At 67.9% G+C, this 21,640-nt stretch carries 12 protein-coding genes; 3 read left to right on the top strand and 9 right to left on the bottom strand.

What is annotated here, in order from left to right; translation table 11 throughout:
* Positions 1-293: 293 nt before the first annotated feature.
* The 5 genes from J8F10_RS02175 to J8F10_RS02155 form a co-directional block, all read right to left on the bottom strand.
* A complete protein-coding gene (locus J8F10_RS02175; protein WP_210652249.1) occupies positions 294-1,691 on the bottom strand; it encodes an ethanolamine ammonia-lyase subunit EutB in 1,398 nt (465 codons plus the stop codon).
* A 30-nt stretch (positions 1,692-1,721) separates the two neighbouring features.
* Entirely contained in the window at positions 1,722-3,113 is a 1,392-nt protein-coding gene (locus J8F10_RS02170) for a DUF1501 domain-containing protein (RefSeq protein ID WP_210652247.1), read from the bottom strand.
* 2 nt (positions 3,114-3,115) lie between these two features.
* Positions 3,116-6,094: a PSD1 and planctomycete cytochrome C domain-containing protein gene (locus J8F10_RS02165; RefSeq protein WP_210652245.1), complete on the bottom strand. Its 2,979-nt coding sequence runs from the start codon at positions 6,092-6,094 to the stop codon at positions 3,116-3,118.
* Positions 6,095-6,300: 206 nt separating this feature from the next.
* Positions 6,301-7,827: a hypothetical protein gene (locus tag J8F10_RS02160; protein ID WP_210652244.1), complete on the bottom strand. Its 1,527-nt coding sequence runs from the start codon at positions 7,825-7,827 to the stop codon at positions 6,301-6,303.
* A gap of 87 nt (positions 7,828-7,914) precedes the next feature.
* Positions 7,915-9,762, bottom strand: coding sequence for a protein kinase domain-containing protein (locus tag J8F10_RS02155; RefSeq protein ID WP_210652241.1), 1,848 nt, complete (start codon positions 9,760-9,762; stop codon positions 7,915-7,917).
* 150 nt (positions 9,763-9,912) lie between these two features.
* On the opposite strand from J8F10_RS02155, the gene J8F10_RS02150 reads away from it, so the two are divergent.
* On the top strand, positions 9,913-10,536 hold the full coding sequence (locus tag J8F10_RS02150) for an RNA polymerase sigma factor (RefSeq protein ID WP_210652237.1): 624 nt from the start codon (positions 9,913-9,915) through the stop codon (positions 10,534-10,536).
* A gap of 21 nt (positions 10,537-10,557) precedes the next feature.
* Here the strand turns inward: J8F10_RS02150 and J8F10_RS02145 are convergent, their stop codons facing one another.
* The 4 genes from J8F10_RS02145 to J8F10_RS02130 form a co-directional block, all read right to left on the bottom strand.
* Positions 10,558-14,730: a PAS domain S-box protein gene (locus tag J8F10_RS02145; protein WP_210652234.1), complete on the bottom strand. Its 4,173-nt coding sequence runs from the start codon at positions 14,728-14,730 to the stop codon at positions 10,558-10,560.
* Positions 14,708-15,544 (bottom strand): response regulator, encoded by an 837-nt coding sequence (locus J8F10_RS02140; protein WP_210652232.1) that lies wholly within the window; start codon positions 15,542-15,544, stop codon positions 14,708-14,710. The genes J8F10_RS02145 and J8F10_RS02140 overlap by 23 nt, the downstream gene beginning before the upstream one ends.
* A 2-nt stretch (positions 15,545-15,546) precedes the next feature.
* Complete coding sequence (locus J8F10_RS02135) at positions 15,547-17,079, bottom strand: PAS domain-containing sensor histidine kinase (RefSeq protein WP_210652231.1); 1,533 nt, start codon at positions 17,077-17,079, stop codon at positions 15,547-15,549.
* A gap of 300 nt (positions 17,080-17,379) precedes the next feature.
* Positions 17,380-17,964, bottom strand: coding sequence for a hypothetical protein (locus tag J8F10_RS02130; protein WP_210652229.1), 585 nt, complete (start codon positions 17,962-17,964; stop codon positions 17,380-17,382).
* A gap of 429 nt (positions 17,965-18,393) precedes the next feature.
* On the opposite strand from J8F10_RS02130, the gene J8F10_RS02125 reads away from it, so the two are divergent.
* Complete coding sequence (locus J8F10_RS02125; protein ID WP_210652227.1) at positions 18,394-20,256, top strand: sialate O-acetylesterase; 1,863 nt, start codon at positions 18,394-18,396, stop codon at positions 20,254-20,256.
* Positions 20,257-20,497: 241 nt separating this feature from the next.
* A complete protein-coding gene (locus J8F10_RS02120; RefSeq protein ID WP_210652226.1) occupies positions 20,498-21,520 on the top strand; it encodes a WD40/YVTN/BNR-like repeat-containing protein in 1,023 nt (340 codons plus the stop codon).
* Positions 21,521-21,640: the final 120 nt, after the last annotated feature.

Genomic DNA, 21,640 nt, shown 5'->3' with positions numbered 1-21,640 from the left:
AATCGCAGCGACACTCTGAGAGAAAAATACCAAACTAAAATATCGGCGAATCAAGGACTTGGGACAAGTCCCTGGCTGGTGCTCGAAATTGGCGCGAGGCGTGCTTTACTTGCTGGTACTAAAGAAGTGGCTCATCGTGCAGGATGAGGGGAGAGGCATTCTGCACGATGAGTCGCTTTCTGAAGCAAACACCCCGCGTTGTTGTGGCAGAGGGAGAGGCTGCCACAACAACGCGGGGCGCTTTTTTTGTAGGCACATCGACTTTCGGATCTTCTCGTAACGAGTCCACACCTTCACTCCGCAAGTATCTTGGTAACGCTTCCCAACAGTGCCGGGCGCTCGCCGCTCGTCAACTTCCCGTCGCGCGTGAGGCCGTAGGTCTCGAGCCACGCGCGGAACTCCGGCGCGGGGTGCAGTCCGAACAGGCTCCGCACGAGCGCGGCGTCGTGGAAACTGGTGGACTGATAGTTCAGCATCACGTCATCAGTACACGGCACGCCCATGATGTAGTTGCACCCGGCTGCGGCGAGTAAGAGCAGCAGGTTATCGGCCGAGTTCTGGTCCGCGTCGGCGTGGTTGGTGTAGCACACGTCCACGCCCATCGGCAGGCCGAGTAACTTCCCCACGAAGTGATCCTCGAGTCCGGCGCGGATGATCTGCCGTTCGTCCGCGAGGTACTCGGGGCCGATGAACCCGACCACGGTGTTCACCAGGAACGGATCAAAGGCGCGGGCGACCGCCTGGGCGCGGGCCTCCAGTGTGAGTTGATCCACGCCGTGATGCGCTTCCGCAGACAGAGCGCTCCCCTGCCCCGTCTCGAAGTACATCACCTGATCGCCGGCCCAATTCACGTCGCGCCGGCGGTGCGACTCGAGCACGCGCTCCCGACCCTCCTTCAGCATCGCGAGCGTGACGCCGAAACTCCGGTTCGCCGCCTGCGTTCCCGCGACCGACTGAAAGAGGAGATCGACCGGCGCGCCGCGCTCGAGGGCCGCGAGTTGCGTGGTGATGTGCGCGAGACAGCACGCCTGCGTCGGCGCCCCGAGCTTCGTGATGAGGCGGTCCAACAGGTGGAGGACCGCAGAAACGGTTTCAACGGAATCGGTCGCGGGGTTCACGCCGATCATGGCGTCGCCGCACCCGTAGGCGAGGCCGTCGACCGCGCTCACCAGAATGCCCGCGAGGTCGTCGGTCGGGTGGTTCGGCTGCACGCGGACGCCGAACACGCCCGGCCCGCCCATCGTGTTCCGGCACCGCGTCACGTTGCGAATCTTCGACGCGACGAACACGAGTTCCTTGTTGCCCATCAACTTCGCGACCGCGGCGGCCACTTCCGGCAAAACGCCCCACTTCAACCCGCGGAGCGTTTCTCCCGTGGTAGTTTCGTCCAGCAAGAACTCGCGGAACGCACCCACCGTCAGCGAGCGGATGCGCGCGAACGCCTCTCGGTCGTGCGTGTCGAGAATGAGTTTGGAGACGTCGTCCGCGTCCGGGCTGATGACGGGGTCTTCGACGATGGCCGAAAGCGGCACATCCGCGAGCGCGAGTTTGGCCGCGACGCGCTCGCGCTCGGACCGGGCCGCGAGCCCCGCGAGCACGTCGCCGGACTTCAGCTCGTTGGCCTTCGCGAGCAACTCTCGCAAGTCGGCAAAAGCGAATCTTTCGCCGCGAACGGTGTGAGTGAACGGCATGGTGTTAGCGATCGTACCAACTGGGGCTCATCAGGACAGTACGCCCTTCACCACTTCGCCCTCGACGTCCGTGAGGCGGTAGTCGCGGCCCGCGTGCCGGTACGTCAACTTCTCGTGGTTGATGCCCATGAGGTGGAGAATCGTCGCGTGGAAGTCGTGGACGTGAACCGGCTTCTCGACGGGCTTGATCCCGTGCTCGTCGGTCGCGCCGTAAGCGACGCCGCGCTTGACCCCGGCCCCGGCCAGCCACGAGCTGAACGCCCAGTTGTGGTGCTCGCGCCCGGGGTTGTCCGCGGTGTTGTTGAACGGCGTGCGCCCGAACTCCGTCGTCCACACAACGAGCACGTCGTCGAACAGCCCGAGGCGCTTCAGGTCGCTCATCAGGCCCGCCATCGGCTGATCGACCTGCTGGGCCAGCCGGCCGTGATCGGCCATGTTCCCGTGCGAGTCCCAGTTCGCGCTCGACCCGGTGTGGATCAGCTCCACGAACCGCACGCCGCGCTCGACCAACCGCCGGGCGACGAGGCACTGCCAGCCGAACCCCTCCTGCTGCCCGCGCTTCAGCCCGTAGAGCGCGAGCGTTTCGTCCGTTTCCTTCGACAAATCCAGGGCCGCGGGCATTTCGGACTGCATCCCCGCGGCCGTCTCGAAGGACTTGATGCGCGCCGCGAGATTCGGATCGTCCGCGCGCGTGCTCTGGTGCTCCTCGTTGAACGCCTTGAGCGCATCCAGTTCGAGCTCCTGGCGCTGGGCGGTGGGGACGCGCCGTTTGAGGTTCGCGATCGGCTCCGTGCCCGGTATCACCCGCGTGCCCTGGTGCGCGCCGGGGAGGAAGTCCGAGGCCCACACCTGCGTGCCCGCGTAAGGCATCTGCGGCGCGAGCACGAGGAATGACGGCAGGTTCCGGTTCGAGGTACCGAGGCCGTAGCTCATCCACGAGCCGATGCTCGGCCGCGCGACCGTGAACGAGCCGGTGTGCATCCCGAGCGTCGCGTTGTAGTGGTTCGAGTGACTCGTGTGCATCGAGCGGACGAGCGCAATGTCGTCGATCTGCTTCGCCAGATGCGGGAACAGGTCGCTCGTTTCGATCCCGCTCTTGCCGCGCGGGGCGAACTTCCAGTTCGGCTGCTTGAGAAACAGCTTCTCGTACCCGGGCCGGTTGCGCGTTTCCGGGTGGTCGAGTGTGACCGTCTTGCCGTGGTTCGCGGTGAGTTTCGGCTTCGGGTCGAACGAATCGACGTGCGACACGCCGCCGCTCATGAACAGGAAGATGACCGCCTTGGCCTTCGGAGCGAAGTGCGGCTTCTTGGGCGCGAGCGGGTCGGCCGCGTCGTTCGCGAGAAGTTCACTGATGATACCGGGCATGAGGAGCGAACCGGCCACGGCCGACTGCACGAATCCGCGGCGAGTAGGAGAGTGCATGTTCAGTCCAAATAGAGGAATTCGTTGCTCGCCAGCAGGATGCGCGTGAGTGCGGCCCACGCTGCCTTCGTGCGATCGGCGGCCGGGGTGTCGGTGACTGCGGTCGTGTATCGCATCAAGAAGGCCGCAGCAGCCTCGCGTTCTTTCGCGGTGGGCACACGCTGAAACGCGGCGCGGAACAGTTCGTCGAGCCGCGTCGCTTCGGGCTTCGCCAGCGCACGGGCGGTGACTTTGTCCGCTTGGGCGTGGAAGAACGGGTCGTTGAGGAAGTAGAGCGCCTGCGTCGGAACGGTGGTGTCCTGGCGCTGCGGGGTGGTCGCGTTCGGGTCCGCGCCGTCGAAGAGCCCGAGGAACGGGTGCCGGCGGTTGCGCACGCTAATGAGGTACACGCTCCGCTTGTCGGAATCGTAGAAGGTGCTGAACGGAACGTGCTGTGAATAGCTCCAGCTCGCTTCGGGCGGGAACGGGTGCGCGCCGCCCGACTTGCGGTCGAGTTGCCCACTCGCGGTGAGGAGCGAATCGCGCAACTCCTCACCGCTCAACCGGCGCCGATCGAAGCGCCAGTACAGGTCGTTGTTCGCATCAACCTTGGCCCCGTCGGGCCGCATCGCACTGGCTTGCTGGTACGTTGCCGAGAGCATGATTCGGCGGTGGAGTGCCTTCACGCTCCAGTTTCCTTCAACGAATTCGCTCGCGAGCCAGTCGAGCAGTTCCGGGTGCGTCGGCGCGCTCCCGCGCGTGCCGAAGTCGTTCGGGGTCTTCACCAGCCCGCGCCCGAAGTGGTGCAGCCAGACGCGGTTCACCATCACGCGGGCCGTGAGTGGGTTGTTCTTCGACGCGATCCAGCCCGCAAGTTCGAGCCGGCCGCTCCCAGCTTTCGCGGGGAGCAACTCACCGCCGAACACTTCGAGCCAGCGCCGCGGAACGACCGGGCCGGGCTTTTCTGGGTCACCGCGGAGGTGGAGTTTCGCATCGTGCGGGGTCGCTTCCGCGACCGCGAACGCGACGTCCTGGGTCGGTGCGGACGCGACCAGCGCGGCCCGCTCGCGCTCGAGCGCCTGAAGCTTTTCGGACTTCGTCGCCAGGGAGAGTAGATCCGCACCAACTTCTCCCGGGAACTGTTCGAGCATCCAGCCGACGCCGTCCGGTCCGCCGGGGTGCGCGTCCTTCACGCGCCCGGTAATGCGCACTTTGCCGTCAATGGGACACAGCCACCCCACCGCCACGTTCCCGTTCGGCCCGGGGTGAACGAACACTGATCGCGCCGGGAGTTTGGTCCAAACGGACACGGGTTCTTTCGACGAGTTCGCGAATACCGAGGGCGTGTCGCCGTTGCGCCAGGCGTGCAGACCGGGCTTACCCGAGAGGTCGCGTGCGGCTTCCGGCAGCGGGAGCGGCCCGTCGCGGGTGTCGAGGAACCACCACACGCGCTTGTTGCCGTGCGCGTCCGCGTGCGGGTTCGCCGCGAGCAGGTCGTCGAGCACGTCGGCGGTGAGGTTCCATCGGCGTTCCTTGCCACCGATCTCGGTGATGTCCCATTCGATGAGCGTCGAATCGGCGCCGTGGTTCTTCAGCGGCGTCACCGAGAGTTGAAGGAACTGACCGGCCCGCACATCAATCACGGCCGGCAGTTTGTCGAACGGCTGTTCGCTGCCGTCGGCGATCTCCCCCTTCGCGAGCAGACTTCCCAGGGTGGTAGCGCGGGTCTTCAGCGCCCGCGCCAACTCGGTCTGCTCGGTACGCAGTTGTGCGAGCCGCACGTCCACGCTCGCGAGCTTGCCCTTGTAGGGCTTCACCACGCGGTCCCATTCCGCGGGCGGCATCAGCGGAACGAGGTCGCGCGGGAGCTGCTGCGGTTCGCACCCCGGGAACGCGAACTTCGTGCTGTCGAAGATGCCGTAGAGCGCGTAATAATCCTTCGCGGTGATCGCGTCGTACTTGTGATCGTGGCACCGGGCGCAACCGATCGTGAGCCCGAGGAAGGCTTTGCCCACGGTGTCGATCGTGTCCTCGTATGTGAGGTGGACGTCTTTATCGATATCGTGCCCGAAGCGCCGGGCGAGCGCGAGGAACCCGGTCGCGACCACGCGCGGAGCGTATTTCTCGTTGGGGCTGCGCGCCGCGACGATGTCCCCCGCGAGTTGGTCCCGGAGGAACTCGTCGTAGGGCACGTCGCGGTTGACCGCGTCAATCACCCAGTTCCGGTAGCGCCAGGCGTGCGGGAGCGGGTGATCGCTGTTTTCGCCCGCGGTGTCCGCGTAGCGCACGAGATCGAGCCAGTGCCGGCCCCACCGCTCACCGTAAGCCGGCGACGCGAGCAGCCGGTCCACGACTTTGGCGAACGCTTCGGGTGACGTGTCCTTCAGGAATGCTTCGATTTCCTCGGTCGTGGCGGGAAGACCAGTCAGGTCGTAGGTCGTCCGGCGAATGAGGGTTCGCTTGTCGGCCGGTGGGGAGAGAGTTAATTTCTGCCCCGCGAGTTTCGCCTGAACGAACGCATCAATGGGATTCGTGCCAGCACTGCTCGGCACCGGCGGGCGCGTCACGGGCCGAAACGACCACCACTCTTTCGCTTCCGCGGCGGTCACCCCGCCGAGGCGCGCGGGGCCGGCGGCACGCGGGTCGATGGCCCCGTCCTTCACCCACTGCTCGAGCGCAGCGATCTCCGCCGCGGTCAGTTTCCCGTTCGGCGGCATTTGCGCAACGCCGTCCGCACCGCGCAGCGCCTTAATAAGCAGGCTCTCGGCGGGCTTGCCGGGCACGAGTGTCGGGCCGGTGTCGCCGCCCGCTTGCCAACCGGCTTTGGTGTCGAGGCGCAAACCGCCTTTCTGCTTCTCCGCGCCGTGGCACTTGGTGCAGTGCTGAATCAGAACCGGCCGCACCTTCGCCTCAAAGTGGTCCGTCGGGTCCGCCCCGCGCCCGTTCGCGACGCTCCCGAGCAGACCAACGAACGCGACGACCCAGCGCGACGGGTAACACATCGTTGAACAGTTCCAGCAATTGAAGGGGCCGACGGCTAAACCCATCGGCGCGGGGAGTGCAGGTGCCCCAGGATACCTCATCAATCGCCGCGGCGAAAGCCTTTATGGTTCAAAAGTCGCCGCCCTTCATCCTCCAGCGTAACTCCTTCTGTTCGGAGCGCGGGAAGACGAAGGACGGCGACTTTTGAAGCTACTTTACAGCAGTATCAGGCATTCAGGAGGCGCTTCGCCTCGTCCAAACCGGGGGCCGGTTTGCCGAATTCGCTGGCCGTCACGCGCGCCAGCGCGACCAATTGACGCCATTTGAAGGCGGCCCGCGTGACGCCGAACTCCTCGGTCGCGGTGCGGTAATACTTCTCGGCGTGCAGCGCGCCGTCCTCACTCACCCCGTACCGAATGAGTACGTCGAGCAGTGCCCGCGCCGGGTGCCCGGCCGCACCGTACTTCTGTGCGACGGCCGCGGCGACCGCCTGGTTCCCGGCCCGGATCGCGTCCTCGGTTTGTTGGAGCAGCGCCTTCGCGTCCGTCGTCTTGATCTTTTCCAGTTCCGAAGTGTGGAACGGTTCCTTCAGTTGATTGCCGTTCTGACCGGCCGTGTGGTACGCGCCCACGATCAGCGCCGCGAAGGTGTTCCGCGCGTTGCTCACGTTCGCGATATTTCTCCACGCATTCGCAGCGTCCGAAGCGTGCAGGCCGACCGAATCGCCGTGAACGCTCCCGAGTTGCTTGGCGCCGTCCGCGCGGGTGCGACCCGGGTCGTTGAGGAGGAGCTGGTTCGCGGCGAGGTTGATCGCGTCGCTGATTGATGCGGGCGCGAACCCTTCCGCGAGTGCCGCGGCCACCGCATCAGCAGCCTTATCGCGCCCGTCCGCGTACACCACTTTCGCGAGCGCCTCCACCCACGCATCGTCACCGGCGCGCGTGCCCGGCTTCTTCCCGGCCAGTTTGTACTGGTCCATCAGTTTCGGCAGTTGCGTCTGGATGGCACTCGGCTTACCCACTCGGTTCTCGTTGCAGCAGAAGAGCACCGACTGGCGGAGCAGCGTGTGCGCGTGCTCCTTGCCCGTGAAGTCGAGCATCGCCCACGAGCGCCACGCGAGCACCACGCGGTGAACGTTCACGTCATCCGCGACACAGTACATGACGTGGTTGAAGGCATCATCGGCGCTATCGTGCGCGAGAGCCGCGAACACCCCTTCGGCCGTGGCCGGGTCGTTCTTGCGGGTCAGTTCCTGTAGCACTTCCCCGCCGACCTTCCCCGCGGGCGCGGGGGTCGCTTTGACCGGGTGCAGCACCTCGTTTTTGCGCCCGCCCTTCGCCTGAATGTGGGTCGCGTTGCGGTAGAGCACCTTGAGCACGGGGAGGGCGCGCTGGGCTTCGGGCAGTTCCTTCGACATCTCGAACGCGGGCGCGAGCGCCATGAAGGTGTGGTAGCCCTCGTAGTGCTTGCCGCCGAACTCCCGGGCGTTGGCGAGCGACCCGGCCGCGACCAGCGTGCGGAGGTCAATCCCGTCTTTCAGTTTCGCCACTAACACCTGCATCAGCTTGCTGGTGGGCGTGTCCTGGAGCAGCGCGGCGAGCGGCTCTAGTTTGCCGAAATCGAGCGCCTCAGCGCCTTCGGCGGCGGACGCCGGGGCGAGCCCGAGGTCGGTGGCGACGGCCGAACCGAGGCTGGCGACCAGCATCCCGCGACCGACGTCGGCGAGAAATTCCCGGCGCGTGTTCGGAACCATGAGTCAGACTCCCTGGGGAAGAGGAAAGGGAATGTGCGCACTCAACGCGGCGCGAGCGGTGACCGTATTTCCCAGAACGCGGGCGCGTTACACGACTTTTCCCAGAACGCTCCTGCGCCACCCGGTCACGACGAACATCACGGTCACCGCGAGAAACGATCCGGCTACAACTCCCATGAGAATAAAGGTTTCGTGCAGCCCGGCGCGGGCGCGGGCCTCGTCGCGGTCCAGTGGGCGGATGATTTCGACCACCCCGCGCACGTCGCCGACCTTCCAGTCCAACTTGGGGCTGTTCACAGTATCCTTGTTGTGGCACCCCAAACAGGATTCGCGCAACCGCCGGGCGATCGCATAGCGGAGCACCGGGCGCCCCTGATAGTCCTCGAACCGGAACACCGGGTCGTCCGGGTTCGCGCGCAGGCGCGTCAACGCTTCGCGCTCGAAGTCGTCCGCCGGCCCGCCGTTCTTGCGGAATTTCCACGGGTAATCGCTGTAAAGCCGCACCTGCATCCCGGATTCGCTCCGCTCGCTGATCGTCTTGCCCAAATCAATCGTGAGCGTCGAAGGGAGGGGCAGCGCGTCATTGCGGGTCGCGTAGTCGTGCGTCACGAGCGCCTTGCCCCGCGGCATCGCTCGGTCCACGGCTTCCGAATAGACGTCGTTGAGGCACTCCAGCGTTTCGGCTTGTTGGGCCGCGCCCTCGAGCGCGGTCGAGCGCACGAGGCGCTCGTTCAACCGGGTCAGGTGCCACAACCCGACCGCGGAACCGAGCGACAGCCCGGCGAGCAACCCGACCGGCACCGGGTTCCGCAAGCACCAGCGCCACGCGCGCTCGATGCGCCCCATCGGGCGGGCACGGATCGGCTCGCGGGCCAAGTAGCGGCGCAGATCATCAGCCAGTTCCCCCGCGGACGAGTACCGCCGGCCGGGGGATTTTGCCATCGCCTTCAGGCAGATCGTTTCGAGGTCGCGCGGCACCTTGTCGTTGAGACGGCGGGGCGGGCGCGGTTCGTCTTGGAGCACCTGAAGCATCAGCATCCGGCGGTTGCCGCGGAAGGGGCGCTCGCCCGTGAGTAGCTCGTAGAGGATCACGCCCAGGCTGTAGACGTCGCTGCGAGCGTCCACCCGGTGCGACTCCCCGCGCGCCTGCTCCGGCGACATGTACGCCGGGGTGCCGAGCACCTCCCCCTCCGGAGTCATTGTGGTCGCCTCCTCGGTGTCGCGCTTCGCCAGACCGAAGTCGGTGACGTGCGGCGCGCCCTCCGCGTCGAGGATGATGTTCGACGGTTTAATGTCCCGGTGAACGACGCCGAGCGCGTGGGCCACCTCGAGCGCCCCGGCGACCGCGGCAACGATTTTGGCCGCGGCCCCGGCGTCGAGCGCCCCCGCGCGGAGGCGCTCCGCGAGCGTCAGCCCCCGGACCAGTTCCTCCACGAGGTAACAAACCCCGTCCTCGGTCCGGCCGACCTCGAACAGCGAGACGATACCGGGGTGCTTGAGAAGGGCCGCGCTGCGGGCCTCGCGCAGGAACCGCTCGGTGTCCTCGGCCGGGGCCAGGCGCCCGGCGCGCAGGATCTTGATCGCGACCTCGCGCCCCAACTCGGTATCGATCGCCCGGAACACGGTCCCGAACGACCCGCTCCCGAGTTCTTCGAGGAGCTCGAATTTCCCGATCCGGCGCGGCGCCGGCGCGGTGCCCGCGGACTGTGCGGCCGACAGCAGCGCGCGCGGAACCGGGACACAACTGAACTCGGCCGACGAGTGCCGCAAACTCGCCACGAGCGGATCGGTGTGCGCATCGAGTGCTTGGAGGGCCGACGCACAGCTCGAGCAGTGTTCGACGTGAGCCGTCACGCGCGCGAACTCGTGAGCGCCCAGATCGCCCACCGCGAACCGGGTCATCGCGTCCCGATCGGGACAGTCATTTTCGCTCATCGGGCCGTCCTCGTGCGCGTGCGCTCGTGCCCCGCGTCACCATTCTAACGCGGGCGCGTTACGCGGTTTCGCTCTCGACAGCACGGGCCGAACCGGACACACTAATCGGTAAGAGTCACCCCGCCGCACTCCGTCCCCGATCGACGGGCGATGAGCACCGAACCACAACTCGTGAACGGCGAAGACGCGCCGTCGTCAACGGGCACCTCGCGGAGCCTGCTCGAAGCCGCGCGCGTGCGGACCCCCGGCTCGTGGGACCGACTGGTCGCGCTCTACGCGCCGCTGGTCCTGCACTGGTGCCGGCAGTGGGGCGTGCGCGAGCAGGACACCGCGGACGTCTTCCAGGACGTGTTCCAGTCGGTCGCGCTGCACCTTTCCGGGTTCCACCGCGGCCCCGCCGGGGGCACGTTCCGCGGCTGGCTGCGGACGATCACGCGGAACAAGGTGACCGACACGTTCCGGCGCCTTCAGAAAGAACCGCCCGGGGTCGGCGGGAGCGAAGCACAGTCGCGCCTCGCACAATTGGCGGAAGTCGCGCCGGCCTACGACGACTCCGCGGACGCGGCCGTGTCCGCACTCCTCCGGCGCGGGTTGGAGCTAATTCGGTGCGAGTTTGAAGCGCACACGTGGCAGGCGTTCTGGCTCACCGCGGTCGAGGGCCGCGCGCCGAAGGACGTGGCCGACGAGTTGGGGATGACCGGCGGGGCGGTGCGGGTCGCGAAGTCGCGGGTGCTGCACCGGCTCCGCGCGGAACTCGGCGATTACACCGTGTGATCGTCCCACCCGGGCCGCAATTCACCCTTCCCGCCGGTCCAGAACCTCCCGGACCTTCGCGGCCAGGGACCCGGGCGTGAACGGTTTCTGGAGGAACGTCACCTCGGCTTCGAGAATGCCGTGCCGAACGACGGCGTCGTCGGTGTACCCCGACAGAAACATGACTTTGATGGTGGGGAACAGCGCGGTCAGGTGCTCGGCGACCTGGCGCCCGTTCATCCGCGGCATGACCACGTCGGTCAGGAGCAGATCGATCCGGCCCCCGTGTTCATCGACGAGGCGCAGCGCCTCGACCCCGTCGCGGGCCTCCAGCACCTTGTACCCGCAGCTCCGGAGTACGTGCCGAGTTAGCGCCCGCACGCCGTCTTCGTCCTCCACGAGCAGGATCGTTTCCGTCCCCTGTGGCATCGCGAACGGGACCGCGCGCACCTTGGACGCGGGCGCCGCCCGATTGATGCGCGGCAGGTAGACCTTGAACGTGGTCCCCTGCCCCACTTCGCTGTACACCCCCACGTGCCCGCCGCTCTGTTTGACGATGCCGTGCAGCGTCGCCAGCCCGAGCCCGGTACCGTGCTCGCCCTTGGTGCTGAAGAACGGCTCGAACACGTGGGCCATCGTCGCGGCGTCCATGCCGCACCCGGTGTCGGTGACGGCGAGGAGCACGTAGGCCCCGGGCCGCGCGTCCGCGTGGGTGCGGGTGTAGGACTCGTCCAGGTCGGCGTTCCGCAACTCGATCGTGAGGCGCCCGCCCTCCGGCATGGCGTCCCGGGCGTTCACCACCATGTTCAAGATCACCTGTTCGATCTGGCCCGGGTCGGCCCGCACCGCGCCGGTTTCCGGGTCCGCCGCGACCGCCAACTGAATGTCCTCGCCGAGGATCCGCCGGAGCATGCGCTCCACATCGGTCACCACGACCGTGAGGTCCAGCACCTTCGGCTCGATAATGGCCTTGCGGCTGAACGCGAGGAGCTGGCGGGTCAGCCCCGTGGCCCGCTCCCCGGCCCGGACCATCTCCCGGATCGACTCGCGGTTGGCATCGGCCGCGGGCAGGCCCGCCAGCACGATCTCGCCGTACCCGTTGATGACGGTGAGGAGGTTGTTGAAGTCGTGCGCCACGCCCCCCGCGAGCCGCCCGACCGCCTCCATCTTCTGCGACTGCTGCACCTGCTCCTCGAGGAGCCGGCGCTCCGTGATGTCCGACCACGAGCCGACCGCTTCAACGGGGGCGCCCACCGCGTCCCGGGTCAGCCGGATCTCCCCGCGGGTCCACCGGTACGAGCCGTCCCCGTGCCGGAACCGGTACTCGTGGGACGTGCGCCCCCGGGTAAACAGGTCGGTTTGGGTCTGAGAGAGCACCCGGTCCCGGTCCCCCGGGTGGATGTTCCCGGCCCACCAGTCCGGCGCGAACGCCTCTTCGGGTTCGTACCCGAGCATCTCCCGGACGGTGCCGCTGATCCAACTGATCCCGCGGATCTGGTCCGCGCCGACACCCAGAGCGAAGAGCACAGAGGGGCTGGACGCGACCACGTGCTCCAGCCGATACTGGGCCGCGCGCAGAGCTTCCTCCGCGCGTTTCCGCTCGGTAATGTCCCGGACCACCGCGACCAGGTACTCGCGGTCGAGCCGGATCAGGTTGAGGTTCACCTCGACCGGGAACGTCGACCCGTCCTTCCGCTTGTGCAGACTCTCGAACGCGCGGGTGCCGGGCACCCGCTGCGCCGCGACGACATCGGCCCACGGCTCGGTCACGAGCGGGTCGATGTCGTAGACGGTGAGGCCCAGGAACTCGGCGCGCGTGTACCCGTGCGTCGCACACGCGCGCTCGTTGACGTCGAGGAACCGGCCCGTTTCGGTGTCGATCACCTCGATCCCGTCGGTCGCCCGGTCGATCAGCGCGCGGAACAGGCGCAGCCCGCCCTCGGCGCGCTTGCGCTCGATGAACTGCCCGATCTGGCTCCCGAGGATCTCGAACGTGCGGAGCAGTTCGGCGTCCGGCGCGCGGCTCGCGCGCCCGAAGAACTCCGCGACCCCGAGGATTTCGGTCCCGAATTGGATCGGGAACCCGAACCCGCCGTGCAGGTCCGCGCGCGCGGCCGCCGCGCTCCGGGGGAAATTCGGATCGCGCGCCGCGTCCGCGATCCAGACCGGTTCCCCGGACGCCCAGACGCGCCCGGGGAGGCCCACTCCCGGGCCGAAGGTGGTCCGCAGCGAGACGGCGCGGAACGCGGCCAGGTCCGGCCCCTCACCCGCCCACAGGTCGACGCACGACAGAACGCGCGCCTGTGGGTCCGCGACCCAGAGACCGCCCGCGTCCCAGTCGGTGGTTTCGCAAACGGCCCGCAGCAGTTTCGGGGCCGCGTCGCGCAGGTCCGCGGCCTGCGCGAGAATGCTGACGACGGCGTGCTGGGTCGTCAGGCGCTGTTCCGTCCGCTTCCGGTCGGTGATGTCGCGCGAGATCCCGATCACCCCCACCACGGTCCCGTCCTCGTCCCGGTACGGCCCCTTGGTCGCTAGGTACGTGCGGGTGACCCCGACTGCGGTCAGCGTCTCCTCCTCCGTCTCGGTCTGCCCCGACTCCATCACCCGGCGGTCGTTCTCCATAGAAACGCGGGCGCTCGCCGGGTCGAACAGCGCGGTGTCGTCCTTGCCCAGCACCTCGGCGACCGGCTTCCCGACGAACCGCGCGGCGGCCTCGTTGAACAACAGGTACTTGCAGTCCCGGTCCTTCACGAACACCGCGTCGGTCGTCCCGTCGGCCACCGCGCGGAGCAGGTCCGCGGACCGGCGCACCTCGGCCTCCGCGCGCTTCTGCTCGGTGATGTCCTGCACCTGGCCGACGTACTGGAGCGGGCGTCCCTCCTGGTCCCGGACGATCGACACGTTCGTCACGCCCCAGAAGACGTGGCCGGTCCGGTGGAGGTACCGCTTAATGTGCTGGAACGACTGGCCCTCCCCGGCGAGCAGCCGCGCGCGCCCGGCGAGGCTCTCGGCGAGGTCGCCCGGGTGCGTGACGTCGGCCATCGTCATCCCGAGCATCTCGGGCTCGGTGTAACCGAACAGGCGGGCGAACGCGGCGTTCACCCGCACGAACCGGTTGCCAAGGTCGGTGAGTACGGTGGCGACCCCCGTGGACTCGAACGCGCTCCGGAACCGCTCCTCGCTCGCGCGCACCTCGGCCTCGGCCCGCTCCCGGTCGCTGATCTCCTGGGCGAGTTCCGACGTCCGGTGGAGCAGGTCCGCGTAGAGGCTGCCGTTCTCGTAGATCCGGCCGGTCTGGGCCGCGAGCATCTTGGCCAGTTGCTCGTCCTCCTCGGTGAAGGCGCCGGCCCCGACCTTGTCCAACAGGCAGACCCACCCGTACACGCGCGCCGGCGACGAGACCGGGGCGGCGAGCAGCGCGCCGGCCCCGGGGAACGACGCCGGCGCGCCGACCGCCGCCGGGCCGGCAATGGGAGCCGCCCGGAAGCAGCGCCCGATCGTCAGCGCGCTCCCGAGGGCGCCCGCCATCGGCCCCGGGCTCCCGATCCGCGCGGCCGCGGCGGGGTCCATGCCGCTCGTCAACAGGTGCCGGTACCGGCCCCCGGCGTGGGAGACGCCGACGACCGCGTACCGCGCCCCGATGATGAGCCGGGCCGCGTCGCAGAAGAGCTGGAGCAACCGGTCCGGCCCGCGCTCGGACCCGAGCTGGAGCCCGAGTTCGATCATCGCCGTGAGCCGCTCGTTCGTGCGCCGCAGGTCGTCGGCGCGCTGCGCGAGTTTGTCGGTCATCACGCGGAGGTGCTCGCGGTCGAACTCGGCGGCGGCCGGCGCGCGCGACGGGGGCGGGGTGTGCCCGAGCACGGACTCGACGGTGCGCAGCACCACCTCCGGCTCGCTCGGCTTGGTCAGCACCTCGGAAACGCCGCAGGCGGCGGCGAGCCGGCGCGCTTCGGGCTCGTGGTAGTGCGCGGTGTAGAAGATGACGCGGGTGGTCGCGACGGCCGGGTCCGAGCGGAGCTGTCGGACGAACTCGTACCCGTCCATCGTCGGCATCAGGATGTCGGCGATCACCAGGTCGGGGGCCTCGGCGCGCACGAGCGCAAGCCCCTCGGCGCCGTCGCCGGCCTCCACCAAGCGGTGCCCGCCGTACCCGAGCAGGGTGACGAGGAACTCCCGGTTGCTCGGGCGGTCGTCAACGATCAGAATCGTTGCCACGGGCGAACCTCTCTGCTTCCGCGAGGCAGGATTCGATTTCGACTAACAGGGCGTCGGGCTCGATGGGCCGAAACAGGTACCGGGCCGCGCCGAGCCCCAGCCCAATTGCGCGGTCGGCCTCGTTCAGCATGGTCGAGGTGATGAACACGAACGGGATCGGCGCGAGCCGCGGATCGGCCTTCACCAGTTTGATAAAATCGTACCCGGTCCCGCCGGCCATGCACACGTCCGAGAGGACCAAGTCGCACGCCTGCGCCCGGGCCGCCGCGAGCCCCTCCTCGGCGTCCCCGGCCGTCACCACCCGGTACCCGTGCGGCTCGAGGATGCACCGGGCGAGGTCGAGGTTCACGGGCAGGTTGTCGACCACCAGCACCGTGTACCGCGGCGCGGCCCGTGCCGACGAAACGACCACCGGGACGGGCGGGGCCGGAGCGTGGGTCCGCTTGTTCGGCCAGAGGAACGCTTCGACCTGCCGCACGAACGTCTCGGGGTCAATCGGCTTGGCAATGTACCCGTCGAACCCGGCGGCCAGCACCCGGTCCCGGTCCCCGACCATTGCCAGCGCCGTGACCGCGATCAGCGGAACGGTCCGGCGCACCGGGTCCGCTTTGAGTCGCCGGGCCACTTCGTACCCGTCAGTGTGGGGCAAGTGGATGTCGCAAATGATGAGGTCGAACGCCTCGCTGCTCGCCGCCCGGAGCCCCTCGCCGCCATCGATCGCGGTGCGCGGGGAGTAGCCGAAGGCGCCCAGCAGGTAGCTCATCAGTTCCAGGTTCGCCGGGTTGTCTTCGATAATCAGAATGCGCGCGAGCACGGTCACGCTCCGTTGATTTGAAAGGTGAACGTGCTCCCGCGCCCGAACTCGCTCCGGACCGCGATCGTTCCGCCGAGCAACTGGGCCAACTTCCCGCTCAGGTGCAGCCCCAGCCCGGTCCCCTCGTGGCGCCGCTTCCCGGAGGCATCGACCTGGGTGAACGCCGAGAACAGTTTGGCTTGGTCCTCGGCCCGGATCCCGATCCCGGTATCGGTCACAATGAACTCGGTCGGCGCGCCATCAGCGCCCTCGCGCCGGACGAGTTCGAGCACCACGGTTCCGGTTTCCGTGAACTTGATCGCGTTGTTGACGAGGTTAAGAAGGATCTGGCTGAGCGCCCGGCGGTCGGCCCGCACCACCAGTTCGCCGGGCGGAACCCGGACCTCGAACCGGAGCCCCTTGCCCTCGGCCAGCGGGCGCAGGGCCGTCGCCACCTCCTGAACCACTTTTTGAGACACGAGCGCTTCGGTGTGCAGTTCGACTTTACCGGACTCGATCTTGGCTAGGTCGAGCAGGTCGTTAATCAGCGACAGGAGGTGCCGGGCGCTCGTTTGGACCGTGCGGAGCTGCTTCTCCTGGTCCGCCGTGAGTGGCCCGGGCAGGCGCATCAGGAGCGTCCCCGTGAACCCGATGATCGCGTTCAGCGGCGTCCTCAACTCGTGGCTCATCGTCGCCAGGAAGTTGTCTTTCGCGCGACTCGCTTTTTCCAACTCGACGTTCTTTTCCTGGAGCGCCCGCTCGACCCGCTTGCGGTCGGTGATGTCCCGGATCGAACTGCTGACGAGCACCCCCTCTTCGGTCTCCAGCGGGCTGAGGCTGATCTCCACGGGGAACTCGCTCCCGTCCTTGCGCAGCCCGTGCAGGTCGATCCCGGCCCCCATCGGGCGGACCCGCGGCGCGCTGAAAAAGCCCTCGCGGAACGCCGGGTGATTGGCCCGGTACCGCTCGGGCACCAATACCTCGATCAACTGGCCCAACAGGTCCTCGCGCGCGTACCCGAACAGGCGCTCGGTCTGGGTGTTGACCAGGACGATCTCGCCGGTCCGGTTGACGATCACCATCGCGTCCGGGGCCGATTCGAGGAGCCCGCGGAACTTGGCCTCGGCCTTCTTGCGCTGGGTGACGTCCCGGACGGCGCTGATGACGTACCGCTCGGCCCCCGTGGAGAGCGGGCTGAGGCTGATTTCGACGGGGAACTCGGACCCGTCCTTCCGCAACCCGTACAGCTCGCGCCCCTCGCCCATCGACCGGACCCGCGGTTCGCGGACGTAGCCGGTGCGGAGGGCCGGGTGGTTGGCCCGGAACCGCTCGGGAACGAGCACCTCGACCGGTTGACCGAGCAATTCGTTGCGCGTGTACCCGAAGAGGCGCTCGGTTTGGGTGTTGACGAGGGCGATGTGCCCGCCCTCGTCGACCAGGAGAAATGCGTCCGGGGCGGCCTCCAGCAGCCCGCGGAAGTTCCCCTCCGCCAGCGCCCGGTCGAGCGCGCTGCGCGGGATGGCACCAGGGGAAGCGGGGTCGGGCGGGGGCAGCATGTTCACCTCGGTCCCCGGAGAGGCGGGGAACCACCGCGGGCTCCGATCCGGTCACAGCGAGAACGAGCGCCCCGAGTTGAGCGGTGCGGTTCCACGACACTCCGGGGCGGCGGAGGTTCTCCCAACGCGCTCTAAAAAACAGCTTAAAACTCATTCCGATAAGGCGAGCACGAGTTGGTGTGGGATAGCCTATCCTACTTTCCCGAACGAAGCCAAGGCATTTCGGGGCAAGTGCCGAGACCGCGAAATTCCCGAGCCGGTGCCCGCAAATGTGCGGTTCGGGCCACCGGTCGGTGCGACTCACAGCGCGGCGATTACGGCCCCGAGCCCGCCGGCGCCCGTGAGTTCGCGCACGGGGAGCATCCCGAGGTAGAGTTTTCGTGCCTCGTTTACAACTTCCAGGTCGTCTGCGGCGCGCCCGGTGACGAGCGCGTGAGCGTGGGCCATAACCGCGGACCGCAGCGTGTTGGCCTGAACGCGGATCGTGTGCGGCGCCCAGCGCCCGGGGTGCAGGTGCAGATAGCGCCCGTCGGCCGGACCGAGCCGGATCGTCCACTTCGAGCCGTCCGGCAACTCGGTGAGCGCGTACTCGCCCCGCTCGGCCAGCCACTTCGCGAGCGGATCGAACGCGAACAGGGCACGGCCCTTCAGGTCGGCGAAAACGAACTCGGCGACGTCCGCGGGGCTGAGCGCCCCGGTGTAGAAGTCCATGAGGCGCGAACCGACGACGGCCATCTCCGCGGGCAGGGCCGCGACCCCGGCGCTCCCGTTACTCACCGCCGCCGCGATCCGGGAACGGACCCAACCGGCGTGGTGCTTCCAGGTGTTGAGGAGTGCGGGATGGGGAACGTCTTGAATCCCCGGATCGTGCGGCGCAGAGGTCATTATCGTGTGCACCTTATGCGCACTCTGAAGCCGACTCATCGGCCGCGAAGTGCTTGAAATGCAGGGCGCTAGCCGCGCGGTGGTGTTTCATCCGCTCTTCCACCGCGGCTCCCTGTTGGAGGAGGGACGAGGGAACGAGGTGCGGGGTTCGGCACGGTGCGATGATAGCAGGTTGCGGGTGGTCAACTCTCGCGCGACCGCCGGCGGTGGATGGAGGCTCGCGTGCGCAGCGAGATGCGGCGTGGTAGCGCGGAAGAGAAATGAGCCCAGAACCCAAAACTGGGTACAAAGAACCGGCACAGCCTGAAATGATTCCCGCCCGAGGTGATGCGCCGCGAAAGTGATCGCGTTGCGGTAAGGTGAGGTCGGCGCGAACGCGGACCTCTAGCGGAACATCAACCCCGACACGAAGTGCTCAAAGGAGAAGCGATGCGCGCGGCCTTGCTGATGGTGGTGCCCCTTCTCTCGATCCAGGCCACAACCGCGGCGGACGCGCCGAAGAAAACCCTACCGCTCGACGGTGAGGTGTTCGAGGTGTCCGGCCGCACCGCCTTCCTGATCCCCGCGAAGGCCGACCCGCACGCTGCTACGAAGCCGTGGGTGTGGTACGCGCCGACGCTGCCGAATCTGCCCGGGCCGGAGGAGAAGTGGATGTTCGAGCGGTTCCGCGCGGCGGGCATCGCCGTCGCCGGAATCGATGCCGGGGAGTCCTACGGCAGCCCGGCCGGGAACAAGGTGTTCGACGCCCTCTACGCGGCAATGACCGCCCGCGGATACTCGGCGCAGCCGGTGCTCCTCGGCCGCAGCCGCGGCGGGCTGATGGCGCTATCGTGGGCGACCGCGCACCCGGACAAAGTGAGCGGATTCGCCGGCATCTACCCCGTGTGCGATCTCACCAGTTATCCCGGTATCGAGCGCGCCGCGGGCGCGTTTGAACTGAAGGCGGACGACTTGAAGGCCAAACTGAAGCAGTTCAACCCGGTGGACCGGTTGGAGGGGTTGGCGAAGGCCAAGGTGCCGCTGTTTGCCATTCACGGGGACATCGACAAGGTGGTGCCGCTGGAGGCGAACAGCGGCCGGGTGAAGGAGCGGTACGCGGCCCTCGGGGCGCCGATGACGCTCATCGTCCCGCCGCAGCAGGGGCACAACATGTGGCCGGGCTTCTTCCAGTGCCCGGAACTGGTGGCGTTCGTCACCGCCAGCGCCGGAGTTGGGGTGGTCCTCGATTCCCCCCAGGATTATCAGGTCGCCCAACGCAACGCGAAGAACGTCGGCACCCTCCGCGTGCGCGGGAAGCTGGGCGGGGTCGCACGCCCGGCCGACGTACTGGAGTACCGCGTCGGAACGGAAGCCGAGCCGGGGGCGTGGCGGAAACTCGAGGCGAGCGCGAAGGACGGTCCGTTCGACGCGCCCGTCGAGGTGGCGGCCGGCGGGTGGTACCGACTCGAGGTACGGGCCGTGGTGGGCGGCAAACCAGTTGCTCGGGCAACCGTCGAGCACGTTGGCGTAGGCGAGGTGTTCGTCGTCGCGGGCCAGTCGAATTCGGCCAACCACGGGGCCGAGAAGCAGACCACCAAAACGGGTCGCGTGGCCGCGTTCGACGGTGCCCGGTGGCAGCCCGCGAACGACCCGCAACCGGGCGCGAGCGGCACCGGCGGGAGCTTCCTGCCGCCGTTCGGCGACGCCATCGCGGAGAAGTTCGGCGTACCGGTGGGGTTCGTCGCGTGCGGCGTCGGGGCCACCAGCGTGCGGGAGTGGCTCCCGAAGGGCGCGGCGTTCCCCAACCCGCCGACGCTGGAGGGCCACGTGCGGAAGCGCGCCGACGGCACCTGGGAGAGCACGGGCGCCCTGTACACGTCCTTCCGCGACCGCATGAAACAACTCGGCCCGCACGGGTTCCGGGCAGTGCTGTGGCACCAGGGGGAGAGCGACGCCAACCAGAAAGACCCGACCCGCACGCTCCAAGGCAAACTGTACCGCGAGTACCTGGAAAAACTCATCCGCGACACCCGGAAAGACATCGGGTGGGACGCGCCGTGGTTCGTCGCGCAAGTGAGCTATCACGTACCGGGCGATGAGGCGGCGCCGGACATCCGGGCGGCCCAGGCGTCACTGTGGAAGGACAAGATCGCGTTCGAGGGGCCGGACTCCGACGCGCTCAAAGGGGGTTTGCGCGACAGCGGCGGCAAGGGCGTCCACTTCAGCGGCCCCGGTCTCCGGGAACACGCCGCCAAGTGGGTCGAGAAGGTCGGCCCGTGGCTGGAACGGCAAGCCACTGGGAAGGACCGGTGACCGCGCCCCGTGACCCACCCTCCGGTGTTCCCTTGCGGCCGCCCTCGGCGCACAAGGGCCGTTCGTCCGGTGCGGGCGCGTCTCCGCGCAGGAACTGATCGAGAGACACGGGTTGTCCCCGGTCGGCGTGTTGCAGATCGGGTTCCTTCTACAACACCACCGAGGAGGTCGCCCCAACCCGGGACGCGCGCGGCCGTGGGCGACTGAACACACCGTTTCCCGACCCGAACTGGGAGCACCCATGAAACCGTTCTTCATCGCCGCGCTGGTCTGCGGGTTCGGCACCGCCGGCGCCTCGGGTCAGTGGCAGCCACAAGCCATTAAATCGGACGCGGACTTCCGCGGCCTGTGTGCGGTCGGCCCTAAAGTGGCGTGGGTCAGCGGTACGAAGGGCACCTTCGGCCGTACCACCGACGGCGGCAAGACGTGGGCGGTCGGCACGGTGCCCGATGCGGACAAACTCGACTTCCGCGACGTCGAGGCGTTCGGCGAGGACACGGCCTACCTGTTGAGTGCCGGCCCGGGCGCGGAGTCCCGGATCTACAAGACGACGGACGGCGGCAAAACTTGGGTGCTCCAGTTCAAAAACGCCGAGCCCAAAGCGTTCTTCAACGCCATCGCCTTCTGGGACGAGAAGCACGGGATCGCACTCAGCGACCCCGTGGACGGGCGGTTCCTCCTGATCGTCACCGACGACGGCGGCACGAAGTGGAACCCGTTACCGGAGAAGAGCCGGCCCGAGGCACTACTGAAGGAGGGCGCCTTCGCCGCCAGCGGCACCTGCCTCGTCACCCGCGGCGAGAACGACGTCTGGTTCTGCACCGGCGGGTCCAAGACGGCACGGGTGTTCCATTCAGGCGATCGGGGGAAGACCTGGAACGTGAGCGAGACGCCACTTCTCGCCGGAATCGAGTCGGCCGGGGTGTTCTCGATCGCCTTCCGGGACCGCGACCGCGGCGTGATCGTCGGCGGCGATTACCGCAAACCCGACGGTACGGGAGCAACGGGGGCGGTCACCGCCGACGGCGGTAAGACGTGGAAGCTCATTGAGAAACCGCTGCCGTTCCGGTCCGGCGTCGCCTGGGCGAAAGACCGGTGGGTGGCCGTCGGTACGTCGGGGTCCGACGTTTCAGTGGACGACGGCGCGACCTGGAAGCCGCTGGACCGGGAGAAGTACAACAGCGTCGCCTTCACCGCGTCGGGCGACGGTTGGGCCGCTGGTCCCAAGGGTCGGCTCGCGAAGTACGCGAGGGCGGACAAGTAGTCGGAGCGCGACCGGAAGTGCCCACCGCGGTGGAGTCGTTCACGCGGGGAGTGGGATTGTTTACCTCTCCCGGCGACCCACGCCCCTATTCAGGGTGACGTGGGCGTGGGCTGGCGCAAG

Source organism: Gemmata palustris (assembly GCF_017939745.1).
In the GTDB taxonomy this organism is placed as follows: domain Bacteria; phylum Planctomycetota; class Planctomycetia; order Gemmatales; family Gemmataceae; genus Gemmata; species Gemmata palustris.
This window is presented reverse-complemented; position numbering and strand designations above follow the sequence as displayed.